At 44.7% G+C, this 24515-nt stretch carries 25 protein-coding genes and 1 pseudogene; 11 read left to right on the forward strand and 15 right to left on the reverse strand.

What is annotated here, in order from left to right; all coding sequences use genetic code 11:
* Positions 1-237 precede the first annotated feature (237 nt).
* Entirely contained in the window at positions 238-1023 is a 786-nt protein-coding gene (ygfZ, locus tag ACZ5XY_RS05020) for a CAF17-like 4Fe-4S cluster assembly/insertion protein YgfZ (protein WP_464743453.1), read from the forward strand.
* A 348-nt stretch (positions 1024-1371) separates the two neighbouring features.
* A complete protein-coding gene (locus tag ACZ5XY_RS05025) occupies positions 1372-1575 on the forward strand; it encodes a CsbD family protein (protein ID WP_464743455.1) in 204 nt (67 codons plus the stop codon).
* Between the two features lie 486 nt (positions 1576-2061).
* Here ACZ5XY_RS05025 and ACZ5XY_RS05030 read toward each other — a convergent pair whose 3' ends face one another.
* Together ACZ5XY_RS05030 and ACZ5XY_RS05035 are read right to left on the reverse strand one after the other, a co-directional pair.
* Positions 2062-3291, reverse strand: a complete 1230-nt coding sequence (locus ACZ5XY_RS05030; protein WP_464743457.1) for a M15 family metallopeptidase — start codon at positions 3289-3291, stop codon at positions 2062-2064.
* Between the two features lie 14 nt (positions 3292-3305).
* Positions 3306-3872, reverse strand: a complete 567-nt coding sequence (locus ACZ5XY_RS05035; RefSeq protein ID WP_464743459.1) for an SH3 domain-containing protein — start codon at positions 3870-3872, stop codon at positions 3306-3308.
* 547 nt (positions 3873-4419) lie between these two features.
* On the opposite strand from ACZ5XY_RS05035, the gene ACZ5XY_RS05040 reads away from it, so the two are divergent.
* Together ACZ5XY_RS05040 and ACZ5XY_RS05045 are read left to right on the forward strand one after the other, a co-directional pair.
* On the forward strand, positions 4420-5043 hold the full coding sequence (locus ACZ5XY_RS05040) for a hypothetical protein (protein ID WP_464743461.1): 624 nt from the start codon (positions 4420-4422) through the stop codon (positions 5041-5043).
* Between the two features lie 195 nt (positions 5044-5238).
* A complete protein-coding gene (locus ACZ5XY_RS05045; protein WP_464743463.1) occupies positions 5239-5610 on the forward strand; it encodes a hypothetical protein in 372 nt (123 codons plus the stop codon).
* Between the two features lie 25 nt (positions 5611-5635).
* Here the strand turns inward: ACZ5XY_RS05045 and ACZ5XY_RS05050 are convergent, their stop codons facing one another.
* The 6 genes from ACZ5XY_RS05050 to ACZ5XY_RS05075 form a co-directional block, all read right to left on the reverse strand.
* A complete protein-coding gene (locus ACZ5XY_RS05050) occupies positions 5636-5947 on the reverse strand; it encodes an NGG1p interacting factor NIF3 (protein ID WP_464743465.1) in 312 nt (103 codons plus the stop codon).
* Between the two features lie 48 nt (positions 5948-5995).
* On the reverse strand, positions 5996-6652 hold the full coding sequence (locus tag ACZ5XY_RS05055) for a DNA-3-methyladenine glycosylase (protein WP_464743467.1): 657 nt from the start codon (positions 6650-6652) through the stop codon (positions 5996-5998).
* Positions 6653-6858: 206 nt separating this feature from the next.
* Positions 6859-7572, reverse strand: coding sequence for a phosphoribosylaminoimidazolesuccinocarboxamide synthase (gene purC / locus ACZ5XY_RS05060; RefSeq protein ID WP_464743469.1), 714 nt, complete (start codon positions 7570-7572; stop codon positions 6859-6861).
* Positions 7573-7677: 105 nt separating this feature from the next.
* Positions 7678-7983 carry a hypothetical protein gene (locus tag ACZ5XY_RS05065; RefSeq protein WP_464743471.1) on the reverse strand — a complete coding sequence of 102 codons (306 nt, stop codon included), beginning with the start codon at positions 7981-7983 and terminating at the stop codon, positions 7678-7680.
* A gap of 67 nt (positions 7984-8050) precedes the next feature.
* Positions 8051-8956, reverse strand: a complete 906-nt coding sequence (gene dapA, locus ACZ5XY_RS05070; protein ID WP_464743473.1) for a 4-hydroxy-tetrahydrodipicolinate synthase — start codon at positions 8954-8956, stop codon at positions 8051-8053.
* A gap of 156 nt (positions 8957-9112) precedes the next feature.
* On the reverse strand, positions 9113-10507 hold the full coding sequence (locus ACZ5XY_RS05075; RefSeq protein WP_464743766.1) for a Do family serine endopeptidase: 1395 nt from the start codon (positions 10505-10507) through the stop codon (positions 9113-9115).
* A gap of 485 nt (positions 10508-10992) precedes the next feature.
* Between ACZ5XY_RS05075 and ACZ5XY_RS05080 the strand changes: the two genes are divergently transcribed.
* The gene (locus tag ACZ5XY_RS05080) at positions 10993-12894 is read left to right on the forward strand and encodes a cation:proton antiporter (RefSeq protein ID WP_464743475.1); all 1902 of its coding nucleotides are present in this window, start codon (positions 10993-10995) and stop codon (positions 12892-12894) included.
* Positions 12895-12912: 18 nt separating this feature from the next.
* Here ACZ5XY_RS05080 and tmk read toward each other — a convergent pair whose 3' ends face one another.
* Entirely contained in the window at positions 12913-13566 is a 654-nt protein-coding gene (gene tmk / locus ACZ5XY_RS05085) for a dTMP kinase (protein WP_464743768.1), read from the reverse strand.
* Between the two features lie 66 nt (positions 13567-13632).
* The gene (mltG, locus tag ACZ5XY_RS05090; protein ID WP_464743477.1) at positions 13633-14925 is read right to left on the reverse strand and encodes an endolytic transglycosylase MltG; all 1293 of its coding nucleotides are present in this window, start codon (positions 14923-14925) and stop codon (positions 13633-13635) included.
* Positions 14926-15076: 151 nt separating this feature from the next.
* Here mltG and ACZ5XY_RS05095 point away from each other — a divergent pair, with 151 nt between their 5' ends.
* A complete protein-coding gene (locus tag ACZ5XY_RS05095; RefSeq protein ID WP_464743479.1) occupies positions 15077-15976 on the forward strand; it encodes a DNA adenine methylase in 900 nt (299 codons plus the stop codon).
* Here the strand turns inward: ACZ5XY_RS05095 and ACZ5XY_RS05100 are convergent.
* Both ACZ5XY_RS05100 and ACZ5XY_RS05105 read right to left on the reverse strand, forming a co-directional pair.
* Positions 15973-16653, reverse strand: a complete 681-nt coding sequence (locus ACZ5XY_RS05100) for a PDDEXK family nuclease (protein ID WP_464743481.1) — start codon at positions 16651-16653, stop codon at positions 15973-15975. The genes ACZ5XY_RS05095 and ACZ5XY_RS05100 overlap by 4 nt on opposite strands.
* Before the next feature lie 10 nt (positions 16654-16663).
* Positions 16664-16876: a helix-turn-helix domain-containing protein gene (locus ACZ5XY_RS05105; RefSeq protein WP_464743482.1), complete on the reverse strand. Its 213-nt coding sequence runs from the start codon at positions 16874-16876 to the stop codon at positions 16664-16666.
* A gap of 89 nt (positions 16877-16965) precedes the next feature.
* Here ACZ5XY_RS05105 and ACZ5XY_RS05110 point away from each other — a divergent pair, with 89 nt between their 5' ends.
* Positions 16966-17205: a hypothetical protein gene (locus ACZ5XY_RS05110; protein WP_464743484.1), complete on the forward strand. Its 240-nt coding sequence runs from the start codon at positions 16966-16968 to the stop codon at positions 17203-17205.
* Positions 17206-17303: 98 nt separating this feature from the next.
* Positions 17304-18046, forward strand: a pseudogene (locus tag ACZ5XY_RS05115) (DNA-methyltransferase).
* On the opposite strand, the gene ACZ5XY_RS05120 reads toward ACZ5XY_RS05115, so the two are convergent.
* Positions 18027-18917, reverse strand: a complete 891-nt coding sequence (locus tag ACZ5XY_RS05120; protein WP_464743486.1) for an aminotransferase class IV — start codon at positions 18915-18917, stop codon at positions 18027-18029. The pseudogene ACZ5XY_RS05115 and the gene ACZ5XY_RS05120 overlap by 20 nt on opposite strands.
* Positions 18918-18923: 6 nt before the next feature.
* Positions 18924-19580: a hypothetical protein gene (locus tag ACZ5XY_RS05125; protein ID WP_464743487.1), complete on the reverse strand. Its 657-nt coding sequence runs from the start codon at positions 19578-19580 to the stop codon at positions 18924-18926.
* Between the two features lie 222 nt (positions 19581-19802).
* Between ACZ5XY_RS05125 and aroE the strand changes: the two genes are divergently transcribed.
* The gene (gene aroE, locus ACZ5XY_RS05130; RefSeq protein ID WP_464743489.1) at positions 19803-20645 is read left to right on the forward strand and encodes a shikimate dehydrogenase; all 843 of its coding nucleotides are present in this window, start codon (positions 19803-19805) and stop codon (positions 20643-20645) included.
* On the opposite strand, the gene ACZ5XY_RS05135 is transcribed toward aroE, so the two are convergent.
* A complete protein-coding gene (locus tag ACZ5XY_RS05135) occupies positions 20638-21720 on the reverse strand; it encodes an FUSC family protein (RefSeq protein WP_464743491.1) in 1083 nt (360 codons plus the stop codon). The genes aroE and ACZ5XY_RS05135 overlap by 8 nt on opposite strands.
* Positions 21721-22030: 310 nt before the next feature.
* On the opposite strand from ACZ5XY_RS05135, the gene ACZ5XY_RS05140 reads away from it, so the two are divergent.
* Both ACZ5XY_RS05140 and ACZ5XY_RS05145 read left to right on the forward strand, forming a co-directional pair.
* Positions 22031-23851, forward strand: coding sequence for an acyl-CoA dehydrogenase C-terminal domain-containing protein (locus ACZ5XY_RS05140; RefSeq protein WP_464743493.1), 1821 nt, complete (start codon positions 22031-22033; stop codon positions 23849-23851).
* A gap of 203 nt (positions 23852-24054) precedes the next feature.
* A complete protein-coding gene (locus ACZ5XY_RS05145) occupies positions 24055-24504 on the forward strand; it encodes a hypothetical protein (protein ID WP_464743494.1) in 450 nt (149 codons plus the stop codon).
* Positions 24505-24515: the final 11 nt, after the last annotated feature.

Raw genomic sequence — 24515 nt, forward strand, 5'->3', positions numbered from 1 at the left:
TCGCGCCGCCTATATTTGGGTGAATTTGGAAACAGCTTAATAATAATGGGTTAATAACAAACCGAAAAAAGCAAATCAATTAAAAATCAACGCCCTATTGTAGCCGAAGCTGCCGCAATTCACCAATACCTGCATGCTAAAGCTTGGTCGCCTTTTTTATGCTACTGTTTTAAAATAAGGTCAAATCTTATAACCTCAACCCAACTTCAGAATAAAAACGATTTAAAGGATACGATAATGACTAGCGAAACCAACAACCTAACTAAAAATCTGGCTGAAAAAAGTGCAACCAACGCAACACCGCAATTTGTACAAATCAGCATTGAAGGCGTTGACGCCGCAAAATTTTTGCAAGGTCAGCTCACTTGCGACGTTACTAAACTCGGACTGAGCTACCAAGCCGCTGCCATTTGTAACCTAAAAGGTCGCATTGACTTTGGCATTTGGATTAAGCGCCACGGCGAGCAGCAGTTTGACATGGTCATATCCCAAGACTGTTCGGCAAGTTTCCTTGCGCATCTGAAAAAATTTGGCGCATTTTCCAAATTTACCACCAAAGAATCCATCGACGTTTACCCTTGCGTGTTGGACGGCGAGCCAACTTTTAGCCATAACACCGATCACAATTGCGATGATGAGCGTAACTCGTGGATGGCAGCCAGCATCAACAGCGGCAACTATTGGATTGTGGCGGCGACCCAAGGCGAATTTCAACCGCAAGAGCTGCGACTACATCAGCGCGGCGGCATGGATTACGATAAAGGCTGTTATTTGGGGCAAGAAGTTATTGCGCGAATTTATTTTAAATCCGCCCCAAAAGCCTTTTTGCATTTGGTTAAAGGCAGCGGCGCCGTGCCAAACGCTGGCGATAAAACTGATAACGTTCAAGTCGTTAATGCGATAGCGGCAAATGACGGCTTTAAAGCACTGGTTGTGGCTAGACCCGAGCATTTAGAACGTAGCGATTTGACCATTTTACCGCTTCCTGAAGCGCTGCAAGCGGACGTTGCTCGTCAAAAATAAGGTTTAGTTAGCCCCCTGTCTAATGAATTACGAGGTTACTTAATAAAACTGAGCCGTTACTTAATGGGCTTAGATACTATTATTGGTCGTTATTAGCCGCTTAGGTTAACAAAGTAATTGAGAACGATTATACTTTGATAACACTATAAACATTGCTTATACAGACAACAAAATCGATTCTAATTATATTAGGAACTAGCAGTGGGCGACAGCACGCTGTGAAAACAAAACCAATAAAATCAAAGCTTAAGATTGCTTAAAAGCAATTGATAACTTCTCATCGCGTCTCATACTCAGTCATAACGAAAAATCAAGATGACGCGCCATGACTACAATAAGGACAACATAATGAACGAACATACTCTAAAAGGCGAGTGGAACCAATTAAAAGGCACGGTAAAACAAAAGTGGGCTGACCTCACTGACGACGACTTAACCCACATTGAAGGCAGCCGTGACAAACTGGTAGGTCGAATTCAAGAGCGTTATGGTCGTGCTAAAGATGAAGCTGAGCGTGAAGTTGACGACTGGCGCCGCGCCAATGATTATTAATCAATCGAAGCTTTAGGCGTTAAATTAATGACAATCTAACCTTTATCTTTACGCCATCATAAGATAAACAATAAAAAGCTGCATCCTCTCGGTGCAGCTTTTTTATGAGCTTTGCTCAGGCAAACACGAAAAAACCGCAATCTCATTACTGAGTTTGCGGTTTTTTCGTCTATCATCCTTGATATTATCATTACCACCTAGCGACATCCTTGCCACGTAACTGGTAGTGATACTGAGCATCCTGCCCATTTTGCATCTTATGACAAGCTTTAGCTTATCATCTGAAGGTTGTGTCCGTACTTTAAAAGCGTTAATCATCCTGATGCCAGCTTTTAAATGTTTGTCCTTAATACGGAGCACCCAATCCTTGGGTCACAATCCCTCATGCCGTGAGACTATAATCGCAAATTGTTGCCGCCGTGTTAAGTCGCGTGAACGACATTGCTTGTAAGCTTTTGCTTACACGGTCTAAATTATTTTCTAATTCTAAGGATTAACTATAGGGGCATTTGTAATCATCGCGACCCCACCTTTATCTGTCCGTATTTGAATACTTTTGCCATTTGTTGCTTCGGCTATTGAAGATTGCGACGCATTAGGAAGGCTTTCAACCACTGTATCAGGCGGTAAATCAGGCTTTGGGATATTATGATTTTTATTATGAGAAACTTGCGAGCCGCTGATAGGCTCTGAATGTATATCAGCAAGAACATCATTGTTATTTAGCGACTGCTGCGGTTTGCGACTGTTTTTTTGCAAAGACGCTGCTACGACTCTATTTGAAGTTGCAGCCTGAGCACTCACTCGGCAGCTGCTTACCCCTGTGATATAGTCCATCATATGCTCAGGTATTTGGCGAACGGCGGCCGCCCCTTTAAGCGGCTGCGCAAGCGCGGTTTGTAATACCGGCATGGTTGAGATTTGATGATAATAATAGTTTGCCGTAGGCGTATGCGACCAGTGCCACGGCTCATCAGCGTAGCCTTTGTTGCGACCTGAAGCATAAACTTGGCAAAAGCCAAATTTGGGCGCATTGTTGCTAAGCCAGCGATAAGCCGTTCGACCTTTTGGCGAGTTCCAATAATCAAGCGCCACGCTGTTAAAATCAACATCGGTGCCCCAGTGGTGACGGCTGGTTCCTGGAAAAGAGGAGTAACGTAAAATATGGCGCGCTTTTTCGATATCCGTATCTGAAGCATTGCCCCACTTATTTTCCCAAATTCGGCGCTGATGACTATAAGAGCGGTACGCTGAAACGATAGACAAATCAATGCCATCTTGTTTGGCGGCGCTAATTAATGTCATTAATGCCGGATAAACGTTATGATGAACCCATTCTTCTTTACTAGTAAACTGGCTGTGGATGGCTCGTAAATGGTCGCGACCGCCTTGACCATGAACGTCATCAAGGCGCCCTGAATGTGGCTTTGACGGCAGCGGCTGATCAGGTGGTAAGTTTTGCGCTATGCGACTATCTGGCAATTGAACTGGCGCGTTCGGATCGGTTGGGATCGGCTTTGGTGGCAGCTGCAAACTACCCTCAGCATCGCTCGCCGCGGTCGGGTCCGTTAGCTGACCTGCCGCGTTAGGCTCACGGATAGCATCAATGACGATGTCTTTAGCCAAATAGATGAGCAGTGTCATGCCCACAAAACAAAAAGCAATGCCAACCAAAAAACTGGTCAGCCGACCGCGGTTATCGCTTGAGCGTCTCATCGTATCTCACTTTATTAATACTGCAAATAACCGCCGAAGCTATAGCCAACCAAGCGATTGACATCCATCACTTTTACCCAACACCCCTCAATCCTATTAATCACCTCGCATTTATTGGTCTCGCCAATCACCCAAACCTCCTCTTGGTCATATAAAAATCCAAGTTTTTTCGAAGTTTTAGACGGCGCTTGCCGAACCAAGACCTTACCGCCGTATTGCGTTAATACACTGGCGCGATAACGAACGACCGTTTCCGTCAGTCCTGAACTTGGCGCAGCCGCAGGAGCGGGCTTTGGTGGCAAATTTTCGTAAGCTGTAGGGTCAGGCGCTGCCGCTACAGAATCTTGCGGCTCATAATAAGTTGCCTCATCTTGAGGCTGATTCATGCTTGGCTCTTGGTTATAGACGATTTCAGGAGGGGTCTGTTCGGGAGCCGTGGCGGCTGGCGGCGCATTGGTTTTATCTTCCTCCTCGACAATCGCCTTAGCTGCCGCCTTAATCATTCGCTCGCCCGTATCCCCACAACCCGATAACATCAGGATTGAAGAAGCCAATAAGCTTAAAACCAACAATCGTTTCATGCGATTATCCTTTAAGAAAGCTATAATTACATATTTTAACGATTAAAATTTTTTATTGCAAATAATTGTTTGATAAAAATACTTTGATATTATGGGGCATTTTTGGGAAAAGTTGCCTTAATATAAAAAAGCTAATTTATTTATTATAAATTTATCATATTAATCAACCACTTGAATATAAATTACAAATTTTCTTGAAAATTTTAGAAGTATTTTCAATTTAAGTATTTTTAAGCCATTACGCTTACTATCTTTACAATTGTTATTTTTATTATTTTTTAGAGGAATTTATTGTCTTTTAATTCCAAAATCTAAATAGAACAATAATCAATTCATTTCAAATTTTTCGAACGTTTATCTTTACCTTGATGAAAACCGTGTTTTGCAAAAACTTGCTAAAATTACCTAACCGTCTTTTTTAGTTACATCTTTTTAACCAAATCGACATCTAACCTCAAGTTTTGATGACTACCATAGCTTTGTAAGAAATTATTTCAACTGAACGGGTAGTATTTATAAAAAGGCAAGCAACAAACAGGAGCAGAACGTGGCTATCTTATCTCAATATCTAAAAGCAGCAGCAGTTTCTGCGATGACTGTCGCGGTGCTAGGAACCGCTCTTGGCAGCTCGGCAATGGCGACCAATAACTATAACCAAGCGATTTATCGTGATGGTAACTTTAATACCCTGGCGCAAAAACTGCGCCACGATTTGACGAAATCAGGCTATCAGGTGATGGACATTGAAGTTGACAATCGCAAAAGTAACCCATCACTTCTTGTTTTTGCCAAAAAAAATAATTTGCCGTACGAGCTGCATTACACTTATCCGGGGCTAAAATTAATCAGTTCAAGCCAAAAACAGTGGTCAACCGTTTGGCAGGACAAAAAGCAGCTTCATCAAGGCAGTTACCATCACGCCAATTACAATAAGCAAAAACATCATAATGAGGATATTGAAGACAACATCAAAAAAGAATCGCGTTATCCTGCCATCAAACAGCAGGCTATTCGCAAGGTCACCTCAATGGGCTATCAGGTCAAAAAAATAGAGGTCGATGAAAAAAACAATCGCGGCGTCTTTGAGATTGAGGCGAAAAAAGGCGCTCAAGACTATGATATTATCTTGGGCTATCCTAATTTAAATGTGATTAAAGTTGAAAAGGACTGATGGATGGCGTGGTCAAAACGTTTATCTTCACCGCAACTTATTTAAGCGCTGGCTTGTTGGCGCTTGAGCTTGAACCTTGGGCAAGTATAAAGTGCCCTAACCTTTTGGCGTCGCTTCCTTGACGCCGCCGGTCGAATAAATCAGTCCTTGGTTTATTTGACCTTTTTTTATTAGTGATTTTAGGAGAATTAAGGGATGACTTCATCGTGGTTAAAACCAAGCATGGCTGCCGGACTCATGACCGTCATATTAAGCAGCGTTACCGGCTGTATGACCACGCCGGACGGTTATAATGCTTACGGCGATCTTTACGAGGACATTTATAAAGACAGCAAAATTTATAAAAAGCACAAAAAAACCATCAACACCATTGATAAAGACATTTATCGCCCTGCCATTGAGCAGACGGCTGCCAATCGTGTCAGCAATATGGGCTATCAAGTTCGTGATGTTCGTTACAATAAGGGCGATAAAACCATTCGCGTTAAAGCCAATCGCGGCGGTCAAAAGTATAAAATCGATTTGGATTACCCAAGCTATAACGTGATTAATATCAAAAAAGATTAACCGTTAAAAAAAGCTAACTTTTTTATTAAATATCAAGAACTTTAATCGCATCATAAGCAGGCGTTTCATAAGGATGCGCCTGTTCAAGCGCGGCAATGACCGCGGCAATTTTATCATCAGCCACGACCATTTCAACGCGCCACTCGGCTACCGTTTCAAACTGATTTTGCGTGCCAATATGCGGCGAGCTTCCTGACAGCGGCCTGAACTGACCTTCGCCTTTAACTTGCCAGCAGCACTTATCATAATTGCCAATTTTTCCTGCCCCTGCCTCAAAAAGGGCAGTTTTAACTTGCTCGAGCGCCTCATCTGGAATAAATACGGTTAATTTAATCATGGTTATTTCCTTATTATTTTTAAAATCTTAAGTCAAATAACAACTTAATTATTTTTTGGAAAGCGACGGTTGAGCCGTCCAAAGGTAACGCAGCAGCCAGTCTTTAGCCTCCCCTGCGTAATCAATGCCAATTCGTGGTCGCAGTGACACCGGCGGTCTTTCGCCGTCATCTTCAACCCAAAGCATAGATGTTGGTGCAATCACTTTGCCGTAAAGGCTTTTATCAATCTTTAAGTGCTTGGTTAATTTACCTGGCCCTGAAAGCTGCTTGATGTCAAAATTCGGATTGGCGTTGTCTAAATTGCCTACCTCATCCACAAAAAATCCGGCACGAATCAAGACCGCTTCGGGCGACTCTGCGGCGCCACTGACAAGGTTGAGCATAAAATGGATGCCATAAGTCAAATAAACATAAATCACGCCGCCTTCATGGTACATGATTTCGGTTCGCGGCGTTCGCGTTCCGGCGTGGGCGTGGCAGGCGGCATCGCCCTCGCCGATATAAGCTTCGGTTTCGCTGATTCGCATTCGCAAAGTTTTTGTCGCACCGCTATCTTCAATAATTTTTCGGCAAATGATTTTACCAATTAAGTCACTTGCCACCACGCAAGTTGGACGGGTAAACCACACCGGCGGTAAGATTTGCGCGCTTTTATCTTGGTCAAAGTTTGGCACGATTTCAGGTTTAAACGCCTTTTTTTTCATAAGTTATCCGCTCAATTTTTATTATCGTTTTAATTTTAACGTGGTTATTTATAAGTCACTGCTTAAACCTTATCACAGCACGATTTGTTAATTTTTTAAAAATGGCTATTAATCGGTAAGGCAATGTTAAATAAAGCGGTTAAAGCCAAAATTTAAGCAAAAAAAACTGAGCCTAAGCCCAGTTTGTATCTTAAAATCGCTAACTTTTAATCAAGCGGAACGCCAATTCGGCTCGCCACTTCTTCATAGCCTTCAATCACGTCACCAAGCGACTGACGGAAGCGGTCTTTGTCCAGCTTTTTCTTGGTGGCTTTGTCCCAAATCCGGCAGCCGTCGGGTGAAAACTCATCGCCTAACACGATGCGGTCATGGAACACACCAAATTCTAGCTTAAAATCCACCAAGATTAAATCGCCTTGGTCAAACAGCGCTTTTAACACCTCGTTGACTTGTAAGCTGATGGCTTTCATGGTGTCAAGCTGCTCTTTGGTTGCCCAATCAAGGGTAATGGCTAGCGACTCATTGACCATCGGGTCACCGAGCGCATCGTCTTTATAGAACAGCTCAAACGTCGGCGGCGTTAACTCGTGACCTTCTTCAAGCCCCAATCGGCGAACCAAGCTGCCAGCAGCAAAGTTGCGAACCACGCATTCAACCGGAATCATCTCAAGGCGCTTGACCAAAACTTCATCGCTTGACAGCTGTTTTTCAAAGTGGGTTTCGATGCCAGCTTCAGCAAGTTTTTGCATGATAAAGGCATTAAAGCGGTTGTTCACCACCCCTTTTCGCGCCAACTGCTCGATGCGCTTGCCATCAAGCGCTGAGGTGTCATCACGAAAATGTAGGATTAAAAAATCGTTGTCCTCGGTTTCATAAACCGATTTGGCTTTGCCTTTGTAAAGCAGTTGTTGTCTTTGCATCAGTGCTGTCCTATGTTGCCTGTCTTGGTTGCCTGACTGGTCAGTTAAATTAAGCGCTTAACTCAATGGCGCTTTAAAAATAAGCCCATCTGGGGTTGCAAAAGTTTATTGGGCGCTGTCTGATAAGCGAACGGCGCGCTCAGGCTTTGGCAGTTGGTATTGTTTTTTGGCGGCGTTTTGCAGGTTTAAAGTGTTGGCGCCAACATTTGGGGTGGGATAAAGCGGCACAAACGGCGCGGTGTCCTGATTGGCAGGAAGCTCTAACGGCGCAAGTTTTTTGCTTGATTGATAATCAAGGCTGCCGTTATCACGCTTGGCAATCCAACCTTTTAAACTTTGGCAGCCGCTAAGCACCATCGTGCTGCTTAAAACAAGCATGGATAAGGCAAGTAGGGGTTTGTTCATCATCATATCTCTTTGGTCAATCAAATTAACCGATTATCATTGCTAAATTATCACTTTTAATGCCAAATACCAATTACAGCAACTTGGCTTTGGCTAAGGCGGCATCAATGACTTTTTGGTGCGCCTCAGAGAGCCAAACCAGCGGCAAGCGGATGCCGTTATCAATCATTCCCATTTTATAAAGGGCGTATTTGACCGGAATGGGGCTTGAGTCAATAAATAGGTCTTGATGCAAGTGTTTGATGGGGTCGTGAGCACGAACGGCGGCGTCATAATCGCCATTGAGCGCCGCGGCAAAGGTTTGGCTCATGGCTTTTGGGGCAACGTTTGCCGTGACCGAAATGTTGCCTTTAGCGCCAAATTTCATCAGTTCAAGCGCGCTTGCGTCATCGCCTGAAAGTACCACCAAGCGGTCGCCGACTGCTTGAATCAGTTTTTCGCCGCGTGGTAATGAGCCGGTGGCGTCTTTAATCGCGACAATATTGTCAATATCGGCTAGGCGCTCAACGGTATCTTGGCTAATATCAACGATGGTTCGCCCCGGAACGTTATAAAGCATTTGCGGTAAAGCAACCGCTTCTGCAATGGCTTTATAATGCTGAAACAAGCCTTCTTGCGGTGGTTTATTATAATAAGGTGCCACCAGTAGCGCACAATCCGCGCCGGCGTCTTTTGCTTCTTGGGTGAGCTCAATGGCTTCAACGGTGTTGTTCGCGCCCGTTCCGGCAATGACAGGGACGCGGCCATTAACGTGCTTGACGAAATAACGAATAACCTCGCTGTGCTCTTTCATAGACAAGGTTGCCGACTCGCCGGTCGTACCCACGGCAACTAGGCAGTGCGTGCCTTGGTCAATCTGCCAGTCAATAAGCTTTGCTAGACGCTCAAAATCAATCTTCCCGTCAGGAAACATCGGCGTTACCAGCGCCACCATCGAGCCTTGAAGTCGGGATTTGATATCGTCAAATGCTGTGCTCATAACCTTGCCTTTACTAAAAATGTTAGCGGTCGTGTAAATTAACACTTATGAAAAATCTCTGCTAGTGTAGCATATTTTAATTTGTCGATAAGTGCTCATTGAAGAACATTTTTATGGTTTATTATATTAACCAGTTAACCTTTTTTTAGGCTGCCGTTATTCAATTCGAAGTCCAATAATTGCCGGAATACCTTGACGGATAATCTCAATGGTCACCACGCCTTTTTTGGGTAAGGAGGAGATGGCACTAGAAAAATCGGTCACGTTGGTGATTTTCTTTTGGTGTAAATTGGTGACCACGTCTCCGGTCATCAGCCCTGAGCGCGCGGCAAGTCCGGTTGGGTCAACGGCGGTAATTAACACGCCGGTTTTGTTGTCTTTGGCGATTTCGCTTTTTTCAGTGGGGGTGAGGTTTCGCAAGCGAAGCCCCAATCTGACGTCACTGTCTAATTTATCCCGACCTTCGGCTTGAACGTCGCTTGGCGCGGGCGCTAATTTTCCGGTCACGGTCAAAGATTTGCCATCGCGAAGCAGCTGAATGTTAAAAGCGTCATTGGTTCGGGCGCGGTTGATGAGGTTTAATAAATCAGAAGATTCAACGATTTTGGTATTGTTATATTGCAAAATGATGTCGCCGGCTTTTAACCCTGCTTTTTGCGCCGGTGAGTCGGGCGCCACTCGGGTTAAAAGTGCGCCCTGCGGCTTGGACAATTTATAAGCTTCGGCAAGGTTGCGGTCAATGTCTTGTGGATAAATGCCAAGATACGCCCGCGCCACTTGACCGGTGGTTCTTAGCTGCTGATAAATATCCATTGCCGCATCAATGGGAATTGAAAACGACAGCCCCATATAGCCGCCGGTGCCGCTAAAAATGCGCGAGTTGATACCAACGACTTGACCGCGCTGATTAAATAACGGGCCGCCTGAGTTACCGGGGTTTAAGGCAACATCGGTTTGGATAAAAGGCACGCTGGTTTCGCGCGAAAAGCTTCGGGATTTAGCGCTGACAATTCCTGCGGACGCTGAATAATCAAAACCAAACGGCGACCCCATGGCAAGCACGGGCTCACCGACTTTTAAAGCGTTTGAGTCGCCAATCGGCAGTGCGGGGAAATTATTTCCGCTCACTTTTAATACCGCCACATCGGAGCGCTCATCGCTGCCAATTAATTTGGCGTCAAGCTCAGTTCGGTCATTTAAAGTGACGGTGATTTTATCCGCACCTTCCACCACATGATGGTTGGTAAGCATATAGCCGTCGCGGGTGACAAAAAATCCGGTGCCATAAGCGTGCTCAATGGCAGGGGTTTGCGACTCTGGAATGCGGATGCGGTCGCCAAAAAACTGGCGCAGCAGCTCGGCGGTTTGGGCGTTGGCAAGCTCCGCTTCGCTAATCGTTTTGGTGACGTTCACCCGAGCAACGCCTGGGGTAACTTGCTGAACCAATCCGGAAAAATCCGCGGTGGTCACGGCGGCTTGAGCTTGCGTTACCACGCCCAAACTTGCCACCCCTGCCATGGCAATAGCCAAGCTTAATGCTTGCGCGAGCATATTTTTTGACAGCGTTTGCAAGGGCAAATTTTTATCTTTAATAGATGATGTTTTTGATTGTTGATAGTTTTGCTTTTCGGGTTGTTTTAGCATCTCACTTCCCTTTTATAACGATGAATCGCATCATTGCCGCGCTATGGAGCGCCGATGGTTTTTAAAGGTTGGCTTTAGGATGGATTGCCAAGTTATTGTTGTCATCGCTGTAATTCTGACCATTCATCACAAGTTTTTAGCAAAAAAATAGTAATGATGTCAATGGCTTTTCAATCCCCAAAGCGGTTGCCTTATTATGCAACAAAGTGGCGGCGTTGGCTATTGGCTTATTGGCTCAATCGACGCCCTTAAACCACGACAAATAAAATCGTGATATGATAATTCGTTCTATAACTGCTCAAAGATGATGTTTATGCTTTTACCCGTGCTTGTTCACCCCAAAATTAGCGCGCCGGCATCGCGGCTGGCGTTACCAAGATAAGGGGTCAGCAATGGATACAGCGTTATTATTGTCCTCAATCGTTGGCATTGGTATTGCCGCTCAGTGGTTGGCTTGGTATTTAAAGCAGCCCTCGATTTTGTTTTTGTTGGTCATTGGTATCATTATTGGCCCAGTTTTGGGCTACCTTGACCCCGATTTGCTGCTTGGCGAGCTGTTATTTCCGCTGATTTCCTTAGGCGTTGCCATCATTTTATTTGAAGGCTCCTTGACCTTAGAGATTGACGAAATTAAGCAGCACGGCACGGTCGTTCGGATGCTCGTTTCGGTTGGGGTGTTAATTACCATTACCGTCGTTGCCTTATCCACCTATTTTTTATTTGATGTTGACCCCATTATTGCGCTGCTGTTTGGTTCGCTGGTTTGCGTGACGGGACCGACGGTCATTGTACCGCTGTTAAAAAGCGTTCGTCCGAATAAAACCATTGCCAATATTTTAAGGTGGGAAGGCATCATCATCGACCCCATCGGCGCGATTGCGGTGGTTTTGGTTTATGAATATATCATTTCAGGCGGTGAGGCAAGCAGCTTATTGCTGTTTTCCAAAATCGTGGTGCTCTCAAGCGTTTTAGGGCTGCTTGGCGCTTATGTGTTGGCATTTTTGATGCGCCGGCATATGATTCCAGAATTTTTGCGCAACGTATTTACCCTTGCCTATGTCCTTGCATTGTTTTCGATTTCCAACCATTTAGAGCACGAGTCGGGGCTGCTGACGGTCACCGTTCTTGGCATTGCCCTTGCCAACTGGCCAAAATTCCCGCGCGATACCATTTTAGAGTTTAACGAGTCGCTCACGCTACTGCTTGTCTCTGTTTTATTTATTGTTCTTGCCGCTCGCGTTGAGCTGAACAGCTTGCTTAGCGTTGGTATTAAAGGGCTGATTTTGCTTGGCATTATTATGTTTGTTGCGCGACCATTGTCAGTTTGGGTGTCGTCGATTGGCTCAAAATTAAAAACCAATGAAAAACTGATGATCAGCTGGATTGGTCCACGCGGAATTGTGGCAGCAGCCATTTCATCGCTGTTTGCCATTCGCTTGCAAGAGTATGATATTGCGGGGGTTGAATTGCTTGTGCCCTTGGTATTTATGGTGATTATCGGAACGGTGATGATTCAAGGCTTGGGCGCAAAATCGGTTGCCAAACTCCTTGGCGTTCGCGAACCTGCGACCAATGGTATTTTGATTGTCGGTTCAAATCCGGTGGCGCTACTGGTTGCCACCTCACTAAAAGACCAAGGCTTTGACGTTATCGTCGCCCACACCAACTACACCAACATTGCTCGCGCGCGCATGAGTGGTCTGCGAACCTATTTTGGCAATCCGGTCTCTGAGCACGCCTCGCACCATTTGGACTTGATTGGCATCGGGCGCTTATTTGCCATGAGTACCGACCGCGAGCTGAACACCTTATCTGAAATTTATTACCGGCATGAATTTGGCGAGCAAAAGATTTTCCGGCTAAAATTTAGTGATGAAAAAGTTAAAAATGAGCGCGACGACAAACAAAGCAACTTTCAATCCAACTGGCTGTTTGGCAAAGACGTCACCTACACCAAGCTTGCCAGTATGCTGTCAAAAAAAGCGCGAATTAAAATCACCAACCTCACCGACAGCTATAGCTTTGCGCAATATAAAGCTGACAATAAGCAGTTTGTGCCGCTCTACACCATTGATAAAGACGGCAAATTGCACGTGATTACCGATAAATTTGACAACCAAATTCCGATGGATTGTAAATTGGTCGCGCTTGTGGTTGATGATGAGGTTCAGCCAAAACCGGTCGATGTGACGGCAAAGCAAGAGCAAGCACGGGCGGTTGCCGACGCCAAATTTGACGAGCAGGTCAAAGCGCCTAGCAAACGCAAAGAAATTGAGATGAATAAAAAAACGTAAATCAAATTGGGTTAAAAATCAGGATGATTTAATGTCGAGTAATCTTGATTGAACCGCTTGCCAAATTCTTAACGCAACCTCATCGGCATTGCCTTGAGCATCAATCCGGCAAAACCTCGGCTCATGATTTGCTAACATTGCAAAGCCGTCATAAACGCGGTCAAAAAATGCCAACCGCTCTTGCTCAAAGCGGTCAGCTTTGCTGCGCTTACCGGCGCGGCTCATGCCATCAGCGACCGGCAAATCAAGCCAAAGGGTTAAATCCGGCAGTCTTGGCACAAAATTTTCGGTGAGCTGATTAAGTTTATCTAAATAACTTTTATCGCCAAAGCCGCGACCAAAGCCTTGATAAGCGGTGGTAGAATCGACAAAACGGTCGCAAATCACCCATTTATTTTGATTCAGCGCCGGCAGAATCACCGACTGTAAATGGTCGCTGCGAGCGGCAAACATCAGCAGCAATTCGGTGTCGTCATTAATTTGAGTGGCAGGGTCAAGCAATAGCGCCCGCAATTTTTCGGCAAAGGCGCTGCCACCTGGCTCACGAGTTTGGATATAATCAATGCCAAGCGCGTCAAATTGTGCCGCAAGCGCTTTGATGGCGGTGGTTTTGCCGACGCCTTCGGTGCCCTCAAAGCTGATAAATCGGGCAGGAAAATTTGGCTTGCTCATCATTTTTTATCACTTTTTAATATTTTTTAACCGCTTATCTTTTAACCACTTATTAAGCTTATTCAATTATGGCTGATTGTTCTCGGTTTCGGCTTGTTTTTGCTGCGCCTTTTTTTCACGCATCACACCAAGATAATCTTTGACCGCTTGGTTATGGTCGTTCAGCAAGGTGGTAAATTTGTGACCGCCGTGACCGGTTGCCACAAAATAAAGTGCATCACTGTCCGCCGGATGCAAGGTCGCGTCAATGGACGCCGCTGACGGCAGCGCAATGGGCGTTGGCGGCAGACCATCGATTTGATAGGTGTTATAACTGGTCACTTCATCAATATCACGGCGGCGAATGTTGCCCTCATAGCGCGCCCCCATGCCATAAATGATGGTCGGGTCCGTTTGCAGCCGCATGCTTTTTTTCAGGCGGTTGTTAAATACTGCGGACACCAGTGGTCGCTCTTCGCTGACGCTGGTTTCTTTTTCGATGATGGACGCCATGATTAGCGCTTCATATGGCGATTGGTACGGCAATCCTTGCGAGCGGCTTTGCCAAGCTTTATCAAGCGCGGCTTTTTGGCGCTTATAAAGGTCGGTCAAAATCTGCTTGTCGGTTGTGCCTTCATCGTAATAATAAGTATCGGGGGCAAACCAACCCTCAAGGTTGTGATTGACGATAAAATCAGGGTTTGATTTGACCGATTCTGGCAGCGCGTCATCCATCCCAAGCGCTCGGGCAATACTGGCATTGTCCGCGCCATCGACCAACACTTCTTTTTTAATCGCGTCATTGTCCCTTAGCGTTTGGAACAAGTCCTTTGCCGTTTTACCTTCAACGATTTGTATTTTGACGACCGCTGCTTTTGCGCCTTGAGCAAGCACTTGCAAGGCTTCTGCCATCGTTGGGTTTTCAGGAAGTTGATAGGTTCCAGCATGCAGCGGCGCGCTCACTTGCGATTTGATATACAATTTGGCGATGGTCGCTGAAAATAGCGGCACCGATTGCCACTGCGGAATCAAGCCGTAATAGGTTTGACCTTCGTCAATCGTGACCATTTTGGCAGGTTGAGTGATGCGCCCAAACAGCGTCTGATAAATCATCACCAATAAAAAAGCGGCAATCAATCCTGCCACGAGCAACACTTGATAACCGCGCTGCATAAAAAACGACGGGTTGTCTTTTTTATAGTTTCGCGGTTTGCCCTCGCCATTGATTAAAAAGTCTTCAGGGGCAGCGTTGTCGCTTTTTGCCTCAGAATTGCCGGTTGGCTCATCAAGCTTGGGATTTTCGGCGGGCTCGTTTGAAACTGGCTCGGCTTGATTGGCTTGGTTATCTTTTGGGTCGGGACGATTGGTCGGATTGGTCATGGCCACTCAAAAGGCAGAAATTTGCTAGAATTTAGCACTGAACGCGCCGCTTTTCAATGCTAATTATAGTGGCTTTACCATATCGGAGATAATAATGTTATAATTTTGCGCCTAAATTTAGCTTACGCTCCTCGTAAAAAGGCAGTAAATAATGGCAAAACCCTTTATTAAATGGGTAGGTGGTAAAAGTCAGCTGATATCACAAATATCTCAGCGCTTGCCGCAATACGTTCAAGATGGCAAGCCTTACCTTTATGTTGAGCCTTTTTGTGGCAGCGCTGCACTTGCCTTGTTCCTGCTTGACAGCGAATTTGCTCCTAAATTTGCCGTCTTAAATGACATTAATACAGATTTGATTAACCTATATCATGTCGTAAAGCATCATCCTCACAGTCTGATTGATACTTTACAGGTGATTCAATCTGAATATGACTGCTTACAAAGTAAAGAAGAAAAACAGCCTTACTATTATGCTAAACGTGAAATCTTCAATGAGCGCAGCTCAAACCCAATTGAACAAGCTGCTTTATTTATATTTTTAAATCGGGCAGGCTTCAATGGACTTTATCGAGTGAACAGTAAAAATCAGTTTAATGTTCCTATTGGAAGTTATAAGAAGCCGAATTTCATTTTTGAAGAGGTCATTCTCCAAGCATCAAAGGTGCTGCAAAAAGTAGAGCTTTTTAGCCAAAGCTATGAAATCACGCTTAGTCATTTGGACGCTATTAACCCCCATAATCTCCCTGTCTTTTTTTATATCGATCCGCCTTATAAGCCCATAAGCGATACTGCAAGCTTTACTGCTTATTCAAAAGATAACTTCAATGACAACGACCAGCAGCAGCTCAAAGAGTTTTGTGATACGTTAGATAACAAGGGCTATCAGTGGCTACTTAGCAACTCCGACCCTGCAAATATTGACAACCACAATACTTTTTTTGATGATCTTTATTCTCAATACACCATTGAACGCGTGAAAGCCAATCGCAATATAAATTCAAACGGAACAAAGCGCGGTCAAATCAATGAGCTGCTCATCAAAAACTACTAAAGGATCTTATGGCTTGGTAAAGTACCGTTTTGAATGGCAATCATAAAATCTTTTTTGAAATAAAAAGCATGGTTTTTATTTGATACGTATCGCCCTAAGACCTTTGAATAAATCGGATTGTAACTGCCATCTTTTCTTTTAGCATCCTTACTTCGGATTTGAATGTACTTACCATTTGAGGTGTGAATAAAGCCATCATTGGGGTTTGCTAAATGCCCTAATATTTGCTCTTTAATATCAAGAAAGTCTTTCAGATAAAGTGCTTTAAGTTCAGTATAGTGGTTAGAGTCAATATGATGAGCGGGCAAGAAAAACCACTCCTCAGGTACATTGGCATTGGGCTTAACCACAGGCAAATATAACAAATTACTGATTTTTTCTAATAGTCTATTTGTCTGTAAATCTCCAAAGAATAGCTCATCAAAATCCTTAGAGATTTGAGTGATGAACATCGTTTCTCGCGGCATGCCGTTAGGATAAGACTTGTTTGTTTTAAGCTCACCATCAACGAAATCCGTTAGGTTGCTGTTGTTTGGCATATCAAGAAGCTGCTGTAAAAACTGTCCTGTATTGCCTTTATTTATCGTAAAGCTTGAAATATCTTCTTGAAGCTTAAGCTCTTGAAACTTCTTTTGATAAAGACTGGGCAGTCTGGCAAAAACATCTTCTAACTTCATAAATTTCTCCTTAGATTTTTAATAGCTCTGATAGGCTCATGCCAAAAGCATCCGCAAAAACTTCCAAGTTCTCAAGGGAGGGATTGCGCTCACCGCGCTCTATCATTCCAATATAGTTGTAATGAAATCCGGTTAAGACTCCAAACTGCTTTTGCGTCAAACCTCGCGCTTTACGCAAAGTTCGAACCCTTTGCCCAAACTTGACTAAAATTTGTTTTTTCATTTGCCTTACTCGATAAACATGTGTATTATTAATTACACACAATAAGTGTCTTTTTTGGAGTCGTTTGAATGCTCCAATAGGATGCAGCTATGATAACTATTCAAAACTTAACGCTAAATATTTCGGTTTCAGCTGAGCCTGAAGATAATTTTGACATGACAACTTCAGCTCGCGATGAGCTTGTTAATTTGTTAAGAATCATTAGCCAAGATAAACGCTTTGCTGAGCAGACCGTGGTCATCCCTGATAGTTGCGATACCATGGGCTTTAGTAAAGGCGAGTTCGCTTTGCCAAGTCTTCTATATTTTTTAGCCGATATGTTGGAATGATAATGACCCCTTTATTTTTTGACAGTCCTTCGCAAGACTTTACATTATGGCAAGGCGACTGTATTGAACTTATACCTCTTCTCGATAGCAAGGTTGATATGGTGTTTGCTGATCCGCCTTATTTCCTATCAAACGATGGCTTAACCGTAAAAAACGGGAAAATCCAATCAGTAAATAAAGGCTATTGGGATAAGCTTCAAAGCTCATCAATAGCTCAAGAATTTACTTATGATTGGCTATCTATTGTTCGCGACGCCATGGCAGACAACGCCACGATTTGGATAAGTGGCACTCATCATAATATTTTTATGCTAGGACAAGCTTTGCCGCAGTTAGGGTTCAAAATTTTAAATACCATCACTTGGCAAAAAAGCAACCCACCCCCTAATTTTTCTTGCCGATTTTTTACACATTCAACCGAGTTTATCATTTGGGCGCGAAAACATCCAAAAATACCCCATTATTTCGACTATGATCTGATGAAAAAGCTTAATGGCGATAAACAAATGAAAGATGTTTGGCAACTTCCGGCAGTAGCAGCTTGGGAGAAAACTTGCGGTAAACACCCTACCCAAAAGCCTTTAGCGCTTCTTGCTCAAATCATTCTTGCTGCTACCCAAAAAATGCTTTGGTTCTCGATCCTTTTTCAGGAGCAGCAACCACTGGGGTTGCCGCTCAAGTTTTGGGAAGACGTTTTATTGGGATAGATAAAGAAACGGAATATCTAAAGCTTGCTCAGTTACGCTATGAAGACTTGCAACAAGCAGGTCGAAAACAAAACTTTAAGCAGCATTTTTATCGCCTACTTAATAAAGTGCCGTCTAAAAAGAATACTGCTTAAATACGAGACCAGATTTTTGGCTTAACCAAAGCTGGTCTATCGGCATCACCCCGCGAACAGCATTACAAAAAAATAGCTTGGTTACGTTTGGCAAATCGTCATTTTCAAGCTTTTGGATAATAATAGGCTGACCTTCTTTTTGGCTTTTATCCAAAATCACGCGGCGCATCACACCATTGACGCCGGAATGCTCAATCGGCGGCGTCAACCATTGACCCGAAAAGTAATCCTTATCTAAATCGTTATCATCATTGTTAAGTTGATAAAAAACATTGCTCATGACACCTTCAACCCAATGACCATTTAAATCACGAACCAAGCCTTCAACCAAATTTGGCTGAGCCGTTTTAAAGCGCTGCAATTCACCTGCTGCCAGTACATTGTCCAAGCAGTTTAAGCTTTTAACTCCGGCTAATAGCTTTGGCAATTGGGCAAGCTGAGCGGTTAAGCAAACCGCGTCACCAAAGGGCTGAATGGGAATGTGGGTATTTTCATCAAGCTGCCAATAAGACTTGGTGGCAATCTTGGCAGGGCTTGCTTTAAGCCAAACCTGACAAGCTCGACCTTGAGCGTCACTGCTAAAGCCGTAACCACGAACGGCTTGGACATTTTGGGCAGCGCGGTGAACGATAAGCTTTATGATGCCCTCACCAAGATTTTTGGCGCTTGCTATCACCTTTTCCCAAAATTCAAAAATAGGCAACTCCAATTGCAGCGCTAACGCATGCTCAGCCAATCGCGATTGGTGATAACTTTCCCATAAAATAGCGCCCCCTAAAACGCCCATCGTGGTAAAAAAGCCGTCGCCATAAGCTAAAGCGCGGTTGTCTAGGGTGATTTGGTCGGAAGCGCTCTTTGGATAAATCAGCACGGACGCTTAGCCTGCCGCTTTATTTAAAATAAGCATGCAGCTGTAAAATTCGCATTTTGCCAACTCGATTTTTTGACCGCCGATGACTTTATTTTTAATCACTTGACCGCCCAAAATATCGGCAACGGTGCGACCGCCATCCTCGCCCATCAGCTTTCGAGCTAAAGTATAAGCGTGTTTGGCATGTGATTTGCTGACTTCTTTTTCTTTATCTGAGTCACTTGGATTGGCAAAATACCAACCTACTTCTAAATACTTATCTGAGTCAATCAAGTCCAAGTACGGCGCGTCATCATTCATAAAGCGGTATTTGGTGGCGATGTTACTGGCGTAATCAAGACTGTTGTCATCGGTAGTGACGACTTTGCCAAGGGTTGCTTTGATGTCGTCCAAGTCATTAAGTGTGATGGGGCTGACCGCTTCATTCGACCAACTGGTCACATCATAGCTGACCGGCTCGGCAGGGACATCTGGCGCAGCGCTCTCATCGGCAGCTGCCGGCGGATTGTTCGGCTCGGTGGTGGTCTCAGCTGCTGAATCACCTTTAATGTCGGAAGCAACGTCCTCAATGACGCCTTTTTTTGAGTCATCACAACCTAAAAGCAGCGTGCTTGCAGCCAGAGTAATCGCGCAAGCAAGTGCCGTGAAAGAAGGGTTACGCATAAACAGGTCTCAAGCTAAAAAAGTGTAAAAAATCATACCACTGACATGGCTTAAGTTTACCCAACTCGCCCGCTATTGACTAGCGTTTAGGTTACAGATAGTCATCAAAGATTGAGCAAATTTGTTAAAGCGCGTTTGTTAAAGCAAGATAGTTAAAGCCAGTTTGTTAAAAAGCCTCAGATTGATTATGATGAGCCATCGCAGATTTTATAAGGCTCAGTTATGACCGCTCATTTTATGGTGATTGGCAATCCGATCGCGCACAGCAAATCCCCGCAGATTCATCAAGCGTTCGCAATGCAAGCAGGGCTTGATATCCGCTACGCTCGGCAACTTTGCCCAACCGATGAGGCAAGCTTTATTGCGGTGATTGAAGCGTTTTTTAATGGCGGCGGTATTGGCGCCAATGTTACCGTGCCGTTTAAGCAAATGGCATTTGAGTATTGCCAAAAAAACGGTCAACTCTCAAGCAATGCCGCAGCGGCAGGGGCGGTCAATACGTTATATTATAAAAATAACCTGTTAATCGGCGACAACACGGACGGTCAAGGCTTGGTCAATCATATGTTAAGTATGGATTGGCAACTGTCGGGCGCGAATATTGCGATCATTGGCGCAGGCGGCGCGGCTCGTGGGGCAATTTTACCGCTCGTTAACGCCGGAGCCGCGAGCATTTCCCTTGCCAATCGAACGCTGGTTAAAGCTCAAGATTTGATTGATGAGTTGCGCGAAAATAACGCGGCAATCAAAGCCTCCAACATTCAATCTTGCGAAACTGGCGCGTTAACTGGTGATTTTGACATTATTATTAATGCCACCTCCATTGGGCTGACCGGTGACAAATTGCCGCTATCAGACGATCTAAATTGCGGCGCGGCTTATGACATGATGTACGGCAAAAGCTTGCCGTTTTTGACTCATTTTGCTAATAAAGGCGCGGTAACCTCTGACGGCTTTGGCATGCTGTTAGGTCAAGCGGCGCTTAGCTTTTTGCTTTGGACAGGATTTGCCGCTGATGTAAAACAAGCAAGCAACGCCTTGAGTCATCAAGCCGCCGTTAGCTAAATTTTGCCAATAAATACGCCTCAATTTTTTGAAACGGCGCTTGCAGTTTGGAGGAGTGAATCACCCAGCCGCCCGCCAAGCCGACCACGCAGCCAAGCGCGGTATCAATCAGCCTTGCGTTAATGATAGCTTGTGAGTGCGCGGCACTCACCGGCAGACCACTGCCATATTCGGCAATAAAAATGGTCAACGGTGTAATAAAGATTACGGCAATGGCATAATGGCGATCAATCATCGATTCAATACAAATCATCATTGCCAAAATCGCGCCTGCCACCCCCCAAATACCAAGCCCTAAGCTGAGCAACCAGCCTGCCAGCAGCATACCAATCATCGTCCCAAGCAGGCGATGAAACTGTTTAATCCACATGGATCGCAAATGAATGCCTTGCAAAATAATAAAGCAGCTCACCGCTGCCCAATAAGGATTGCTCATTTTCAAAGCAATGGCAAGGCTCAGCGCCACAATCACAAACAGCGTGATAATCAAGCTTTCACTGATCGTATCAGGGCGATAACTGAGTTCGGGTTTGGGCGAAATCGGTCGCGTTGCTACCAAAAATAGCGAGTACAGCAGTGCCATAGCGATTGCAAAACCACTGCCAAGCATTACCATCCCCGTTGCCACAAACAGATGCTCAAGCGGCACCGGAATAAATAGCGCAATCGCTGCTGCCATCAAAATAAACAATCCTGCTGGCGGCGCTTGCTGATAATAACGACCAAACATCACCACCCCAAAGGCAAGCAGCGCAAATACAGGAAGTCTTAAAAAAGGCAGCTGCTGAGTGATAAGCCCAAGCGCAAAACAAAACGCCATAGCAAAGCCCCAAGCCATCAGCGTCACTATTCTGTCGCCAAGCTTACCGACAAGGGGCGTATTTAAAATGACCATCGCCCCTAAGGAGGCTTTGATGCCCGAGGGCAGCGCGCCAAAATACGCGCCGACAAACACCGGAAAGCTGATGGTCAGCGCCGCTATGATGGGCATATGCCACGGTCTGCGGCTTTTATTGATGGTAAACAGGTGGCGCAGCTCATCTTGGAATAATTGGCGCGCGCGGTCTGAAATCATAAACGAAAATCCTAAGGTAATGAACTTGACTTTAGTTGATTTGGGCGTAGCTTAATAGGAATGGTAGGGACAAGCTAAGCTAAATAACCTCAGCAAGTATTAGGTTTTAAATAACAAAAATTTATTGCTTACTTAAATTTACATGAATAAAAATTATAAATGGTAGTTTTACGGCGATCAAGCTTTTATACTAAAAGCCATGCTGACCTTTAGACTTAAACTAAGTGCTTTAAATTAATTGTTTTATATTAAAAAATTTTAACTTCCCTTTTAAATCACACTCACCTTTTAAATAATAAGAGAAATGAATATGTTAACGTATAAAGCCCCGCTTCGTGATATCAAATTTTTGATTAATGACGTTTTTGATTATCAAGCCCATTATAAAACCCTTGATAATGGCGCGAACGCTGACCCTGAAACGGTCGATATGATCTTGCAAGGCATGGCAGATTTTGCTGAAAACGTGTTGGCGCCCATTTATCAACCGGCGGACGCTGAGGGCTGTCACTTTAATAACGGCGAGGTCAACACCCCAAAGGGCTTTAAAGAAGCTTATCAGCAGTTTGTTGAGGGCGGCTGGCAGGGTATTTCTTATCCTGAAGAATACGGCGGGATGAACTTGCCGATGTCGCTTAACCTCATTAAAGCTGAAATGATTGGGACGGCAAACTGGCCTTGGGCGATGTATCCGGGGCTATCCACAGGCTGCATCAATACTCTTTTACAATACGGTACGCAGGCGCAAAAAGACACCTATTTACCAAAGCTGGTTGAAGGCAACTGGTCGGGAACCATGTGCTTGACCGAGCCGCAATGTGGCACCGATTTAGGTCAGGTCAAATCCAAAGCCATTCCGCAGGACGACGGCACGTATAAGCTTTCTGGCACTAAGATTTTTATTTCAAGCGGTGAGCATGACTTAACTGAAAACATCATTCACATTGTTCTTGCTCGCCTTCCCGATGCGCCTGAAGGCACCAAAGGCATCTCGTTGTTTATTGTACCAAAATTTTTACCCAATGATGCAGGCGAACTTGGTGAACGAAACGGCGTCACTTGCGGCTCGATTGAGCACAAAATGGGCATCAGCTCATCCGCTACTTGCGTGCTTAACTTTGATGCCGCGACCGCCTTTTTGATTGGTGAGCCGAACAAAGGCTTAAAAGCCATGTTTACCTTTATGAACACCGCTCGCATTGGCACGGGAATTGAAGGTCTTGCGCATACCGAGCTGTCCTTTCAAAACGCCTTGCCTTATGCCAAAGAGCGCCGCTCCATGCGAGCGTTATCAGGCGCTAAAGACCCTGAAAAAGTTGCCGATGCCATCATTCATCACGCTGATGTTCGCCGGATGCTACTGACCCAAAAGGCGTTTGCTGAAGGTGGGCGCTCGATGATTTATCATGCGGGGCGCTACGCCGATAAAATGTCGCAAGGTATCGTTAATGGCGATGACGAAGAATTTGCCAAATGGGATGACAAGCTTGGCTTTTATACGCCGATTTTAAAGGGCTTTTTGACCGAACTTGGCATTGAAGCTGCCAAACATGGTCAGCAAGTTTACGGCGGTCACGGCTATATTAAAGAGTGGGGCATGGAGCTAATTGCACGCGATGCCCGAATTGCCACCATGTACGAGGGCACCACGGGCGTTCAGGCGCTTGATTTATTAGGTCGCAAAGTCATTTTGCAGTCTAAAGGCAAGATCATTCGTGATTACACCTCAAATATCATGAAATGGTGCGGCGAATATGCCCTTGATAAAGACATGCGCAAGTTTGTTTGGGCCCTCACCAAGCTTTGCGCGGAATGGAACACTCTAACCGTCCGCCTTATGCTCATGGCTCGAAAAGACCGCGAGATTATCTCAGCCGCCTCGGATGACTTTTTGATGTATTCAGGCTACGTGATGATGGGCTATCACTGGGCGCGAATGGCAGCCATTGCTTATGACAAGCTCAAAAACGGCGGCACGGAATCGCCCGAATTTTACACCGCCAAAGTGCAAACGGCTGATTTTTACTTTGATAAAATTTTGCCGCGAACTTCAGGTCACGCTGAAGGCATGGTTGCCCCAAGCGAGAGCATGATGGCAATGGATATTGACAGCTTTGCGTTTCTTGATTAATTAACTAATTAATTAGCTAATGAATAATAAGTTCTAAAAAAGCGCTCAAGTTGGGCGCTTTTTTTGGTATTACGAATGAATCATTTAAGAAAACCTTACAAAATCATAGCAAGAACCTCTTAAAGAAAAATTGCTACTTCGCGCCTTGTTTTTTAAGATAAATCAAACAAATAGAAAAAATATCGAGACAACAGGAGACAATGATGAAAATTCAAAAAAGCTTAATAGCTGTCACCTTAACCTCAGCCTTGTTATTAGCCAGCTTAACTGCCCAAGCCCAACCCAATTCAACGGCAGCCACCCCCATTCATTTTGATAAAGGTCAGGTGAGCACAATCATTACGGGCAAACTGTTACCAAAACAGGATACAAAATGGTATCAATTTAGCGCAACCGCCGGTCAATTTGCGCTGATTAATATCACCCCGCTTGCAGGAACGAGTGAGACCGCCAACGTTGGCGTTTTGCATATGCCGGACGGCAGCTATGATGGTAATAAAGGCGGCATCGTTTACCAAGGCTGCCTGCCAAAAACTGGCACTTATAAGCTAAAAATGGGTCGCAACTTGATGGCAACGAATGGCAAAACGGCAGGCTACCGAACCGAAGTGATTATTTTGCCCGAATACGCCAGCCGTCAGCTTTGCCGTTAGGGTTTAAATTG

This window comes from Psychrobacter sp. GTC18467, assembly GCF_055397455.1.

Excerpts from the sequence above, each read along its gene's own strand:
- ACZ5XY_RS05065 (WP_464743471.1), bottom strand. The coding sequence starts at position 7,983 with ATGATGATGAACAAACCCCTACTTGCCTTATCCATGCTTGTTTTAAGC.
- ACZ5XY_RS05025 (WP_464743455.1), top strand. The coding sequence starts at position 1,372 with ATGAACGAACATACTCTAAAAGGCGAGTGGAACCAATTAAAAGGCACG.
- ACZ5XY_RS05140 (WP_464743493.1), top strand. The coding sequence starts at position 22,031 with ATGTTAACGTATAAAGCCCCGCTTCGTGATATCAAATTTTTGATTAAT.
- purC (WP_464743469.1), bottom strand. The coding sequence starts at position 7,572 with ATGCAAAGACAACAACTGCTTTACAAAGGCAAAGCCAAATCGGTTTAT.
- ACZ5XY_RS05080 (WP_464743475.1), top strand. The coding sequence starts at position 10,993 with ATGGATACAGCGTTATTATTGTCCTCAATCGTTGGCATTGGTATTGCC.
- ACZ5XY_RS05045 (WP_464743463.1), top strand. The coding sequence starts at position 5,239 with ATGACTTCATCGTGGTTAAAACCAAGCATGGCTGCCGGACTCATGACC.
- ACZ5XY_RS05030 (WP_464743457.1), bottom strand. The coding sequence starts at position 3,291 with ATGAGACGCTCAAGCGATAACCGCGGTCGGCTGACCAGTTTTTTGGTT.
- mltG (WP_464743477.1), bottom strand. The coding sequence starts at position 14,925 with ATGACCAATCCGACCAATCGTCCCGACCCAAAAGATAACCAAGCCAAT.
- ACZ5XY_RS05050 (WP_464743465.1), bottom strand. The coding sequence starts at position 5,947 with ATGATTAAATTAACCGTATTTATTCCAGATGAGGCGCTCGAGCAAGTT.
- ACZ5XY_RS05105 (WP_464743482.1), bottom strand. The coding sequence starts at position 16,876 with ATGAAAAAACAAATTTTAGTCAAGTTTGGGCAAAGGGTTCGAACTTTG.
- aroE (WP_464743489.1), top strand. The coding sequence starts at position 19,803 with ATGACCGCTCATTTTATGGTGATTGGCAATCCGATCGCGCACAGCAAA.
- ACZ5XY_RS05110 (WP_464743484.1), top strand. The coding sequence starts at position 16,966 with ATGATAACTATTCAAAACTTAACGCTAAATATTTCGGTTTCAGCTGAG.
- ACZ5XY_RS05100 (WP_464743481.1), bottom strand. The coding sequence starts at position 16,653 with ATGAAGTTAGAAGATGTTTTTGCCAGACTGCCCAGTCTTTATCAAAAG.
- ACZ5XY_RS05035 (WP_464743459.1), bottom strand. The coding sequence starts at position 3,872 with ATGAAACGATTGTTGGTTTTAAGCTTATTGGCTTCTTCAATCCTGATG.
- ACZ5XY_RS05135 (WP_464743491.1), bottom strand. The coding sequence starts at position 21,720 with ATGATTTCAGACCGCGCGCGCCAATTATTCCAAGATGAGCTGCGCCAC.
- ACZ5XY_RS05095 (WP_464743479.1), top strand. The coding sequence starts at position 15,077 with ATGGCAAAACCCTTTATTAAATGGGTAGGTGGTAAAAGTCAGCTGATA.
- ACZ5XY_RS05125 (WP_464743487.1), bottom strand. The coding sequence starts at position 19,580 with ATGCGTAACCCTTCTTTCACGGCACTTGCTTGCGCGATTACTCTGGCT.
- ACZ5XY_RS05055 (WP_464743467.1), bottom strand. The coding sequence starts at position 6,652 with ATGAAAAAAAAGGCGTTTAAACCTGAAATCGTGCCAAACTTTGACCAA.
- ygfZ (WP_464743453.1), top strand. The coding sequence starts at position 238 with ATGACTAGCGAAACCAACAACCTAACTAAAAATCTGGCTGAAAAAAGT.
- ACZ5XY_RS05075 (WP_464743766.1), bottom strand. The coding sequence starts at position 10,507 with ATGCTCGCGCAAGCATTAAGCTTGGCTATTGCCATGGCAGGGGTGGCA.
- dapA (WP_464743473.1), bottom strand. The coding sequence starts at position 8,956 with ATGAGCACAGCATTTGACGATATCAAATCCCGACTTCAAGGCTCGATG.
- ACZ5XY_RS05145 (WP_464743494.1), top strand. The coding sequence starts at position 24,055 with ATGAAAATTCAAAAAAGCTTAATAGCTGTCACCTTAACCTCAGCCTTG.
- tmk (WP_464743768.1), bottom strand. The coding sequence starts at position 13,566 with ATGAGCAAGCCAAATTTTCCTGCCCGATTTATCAGCTTTGAGGGCACC.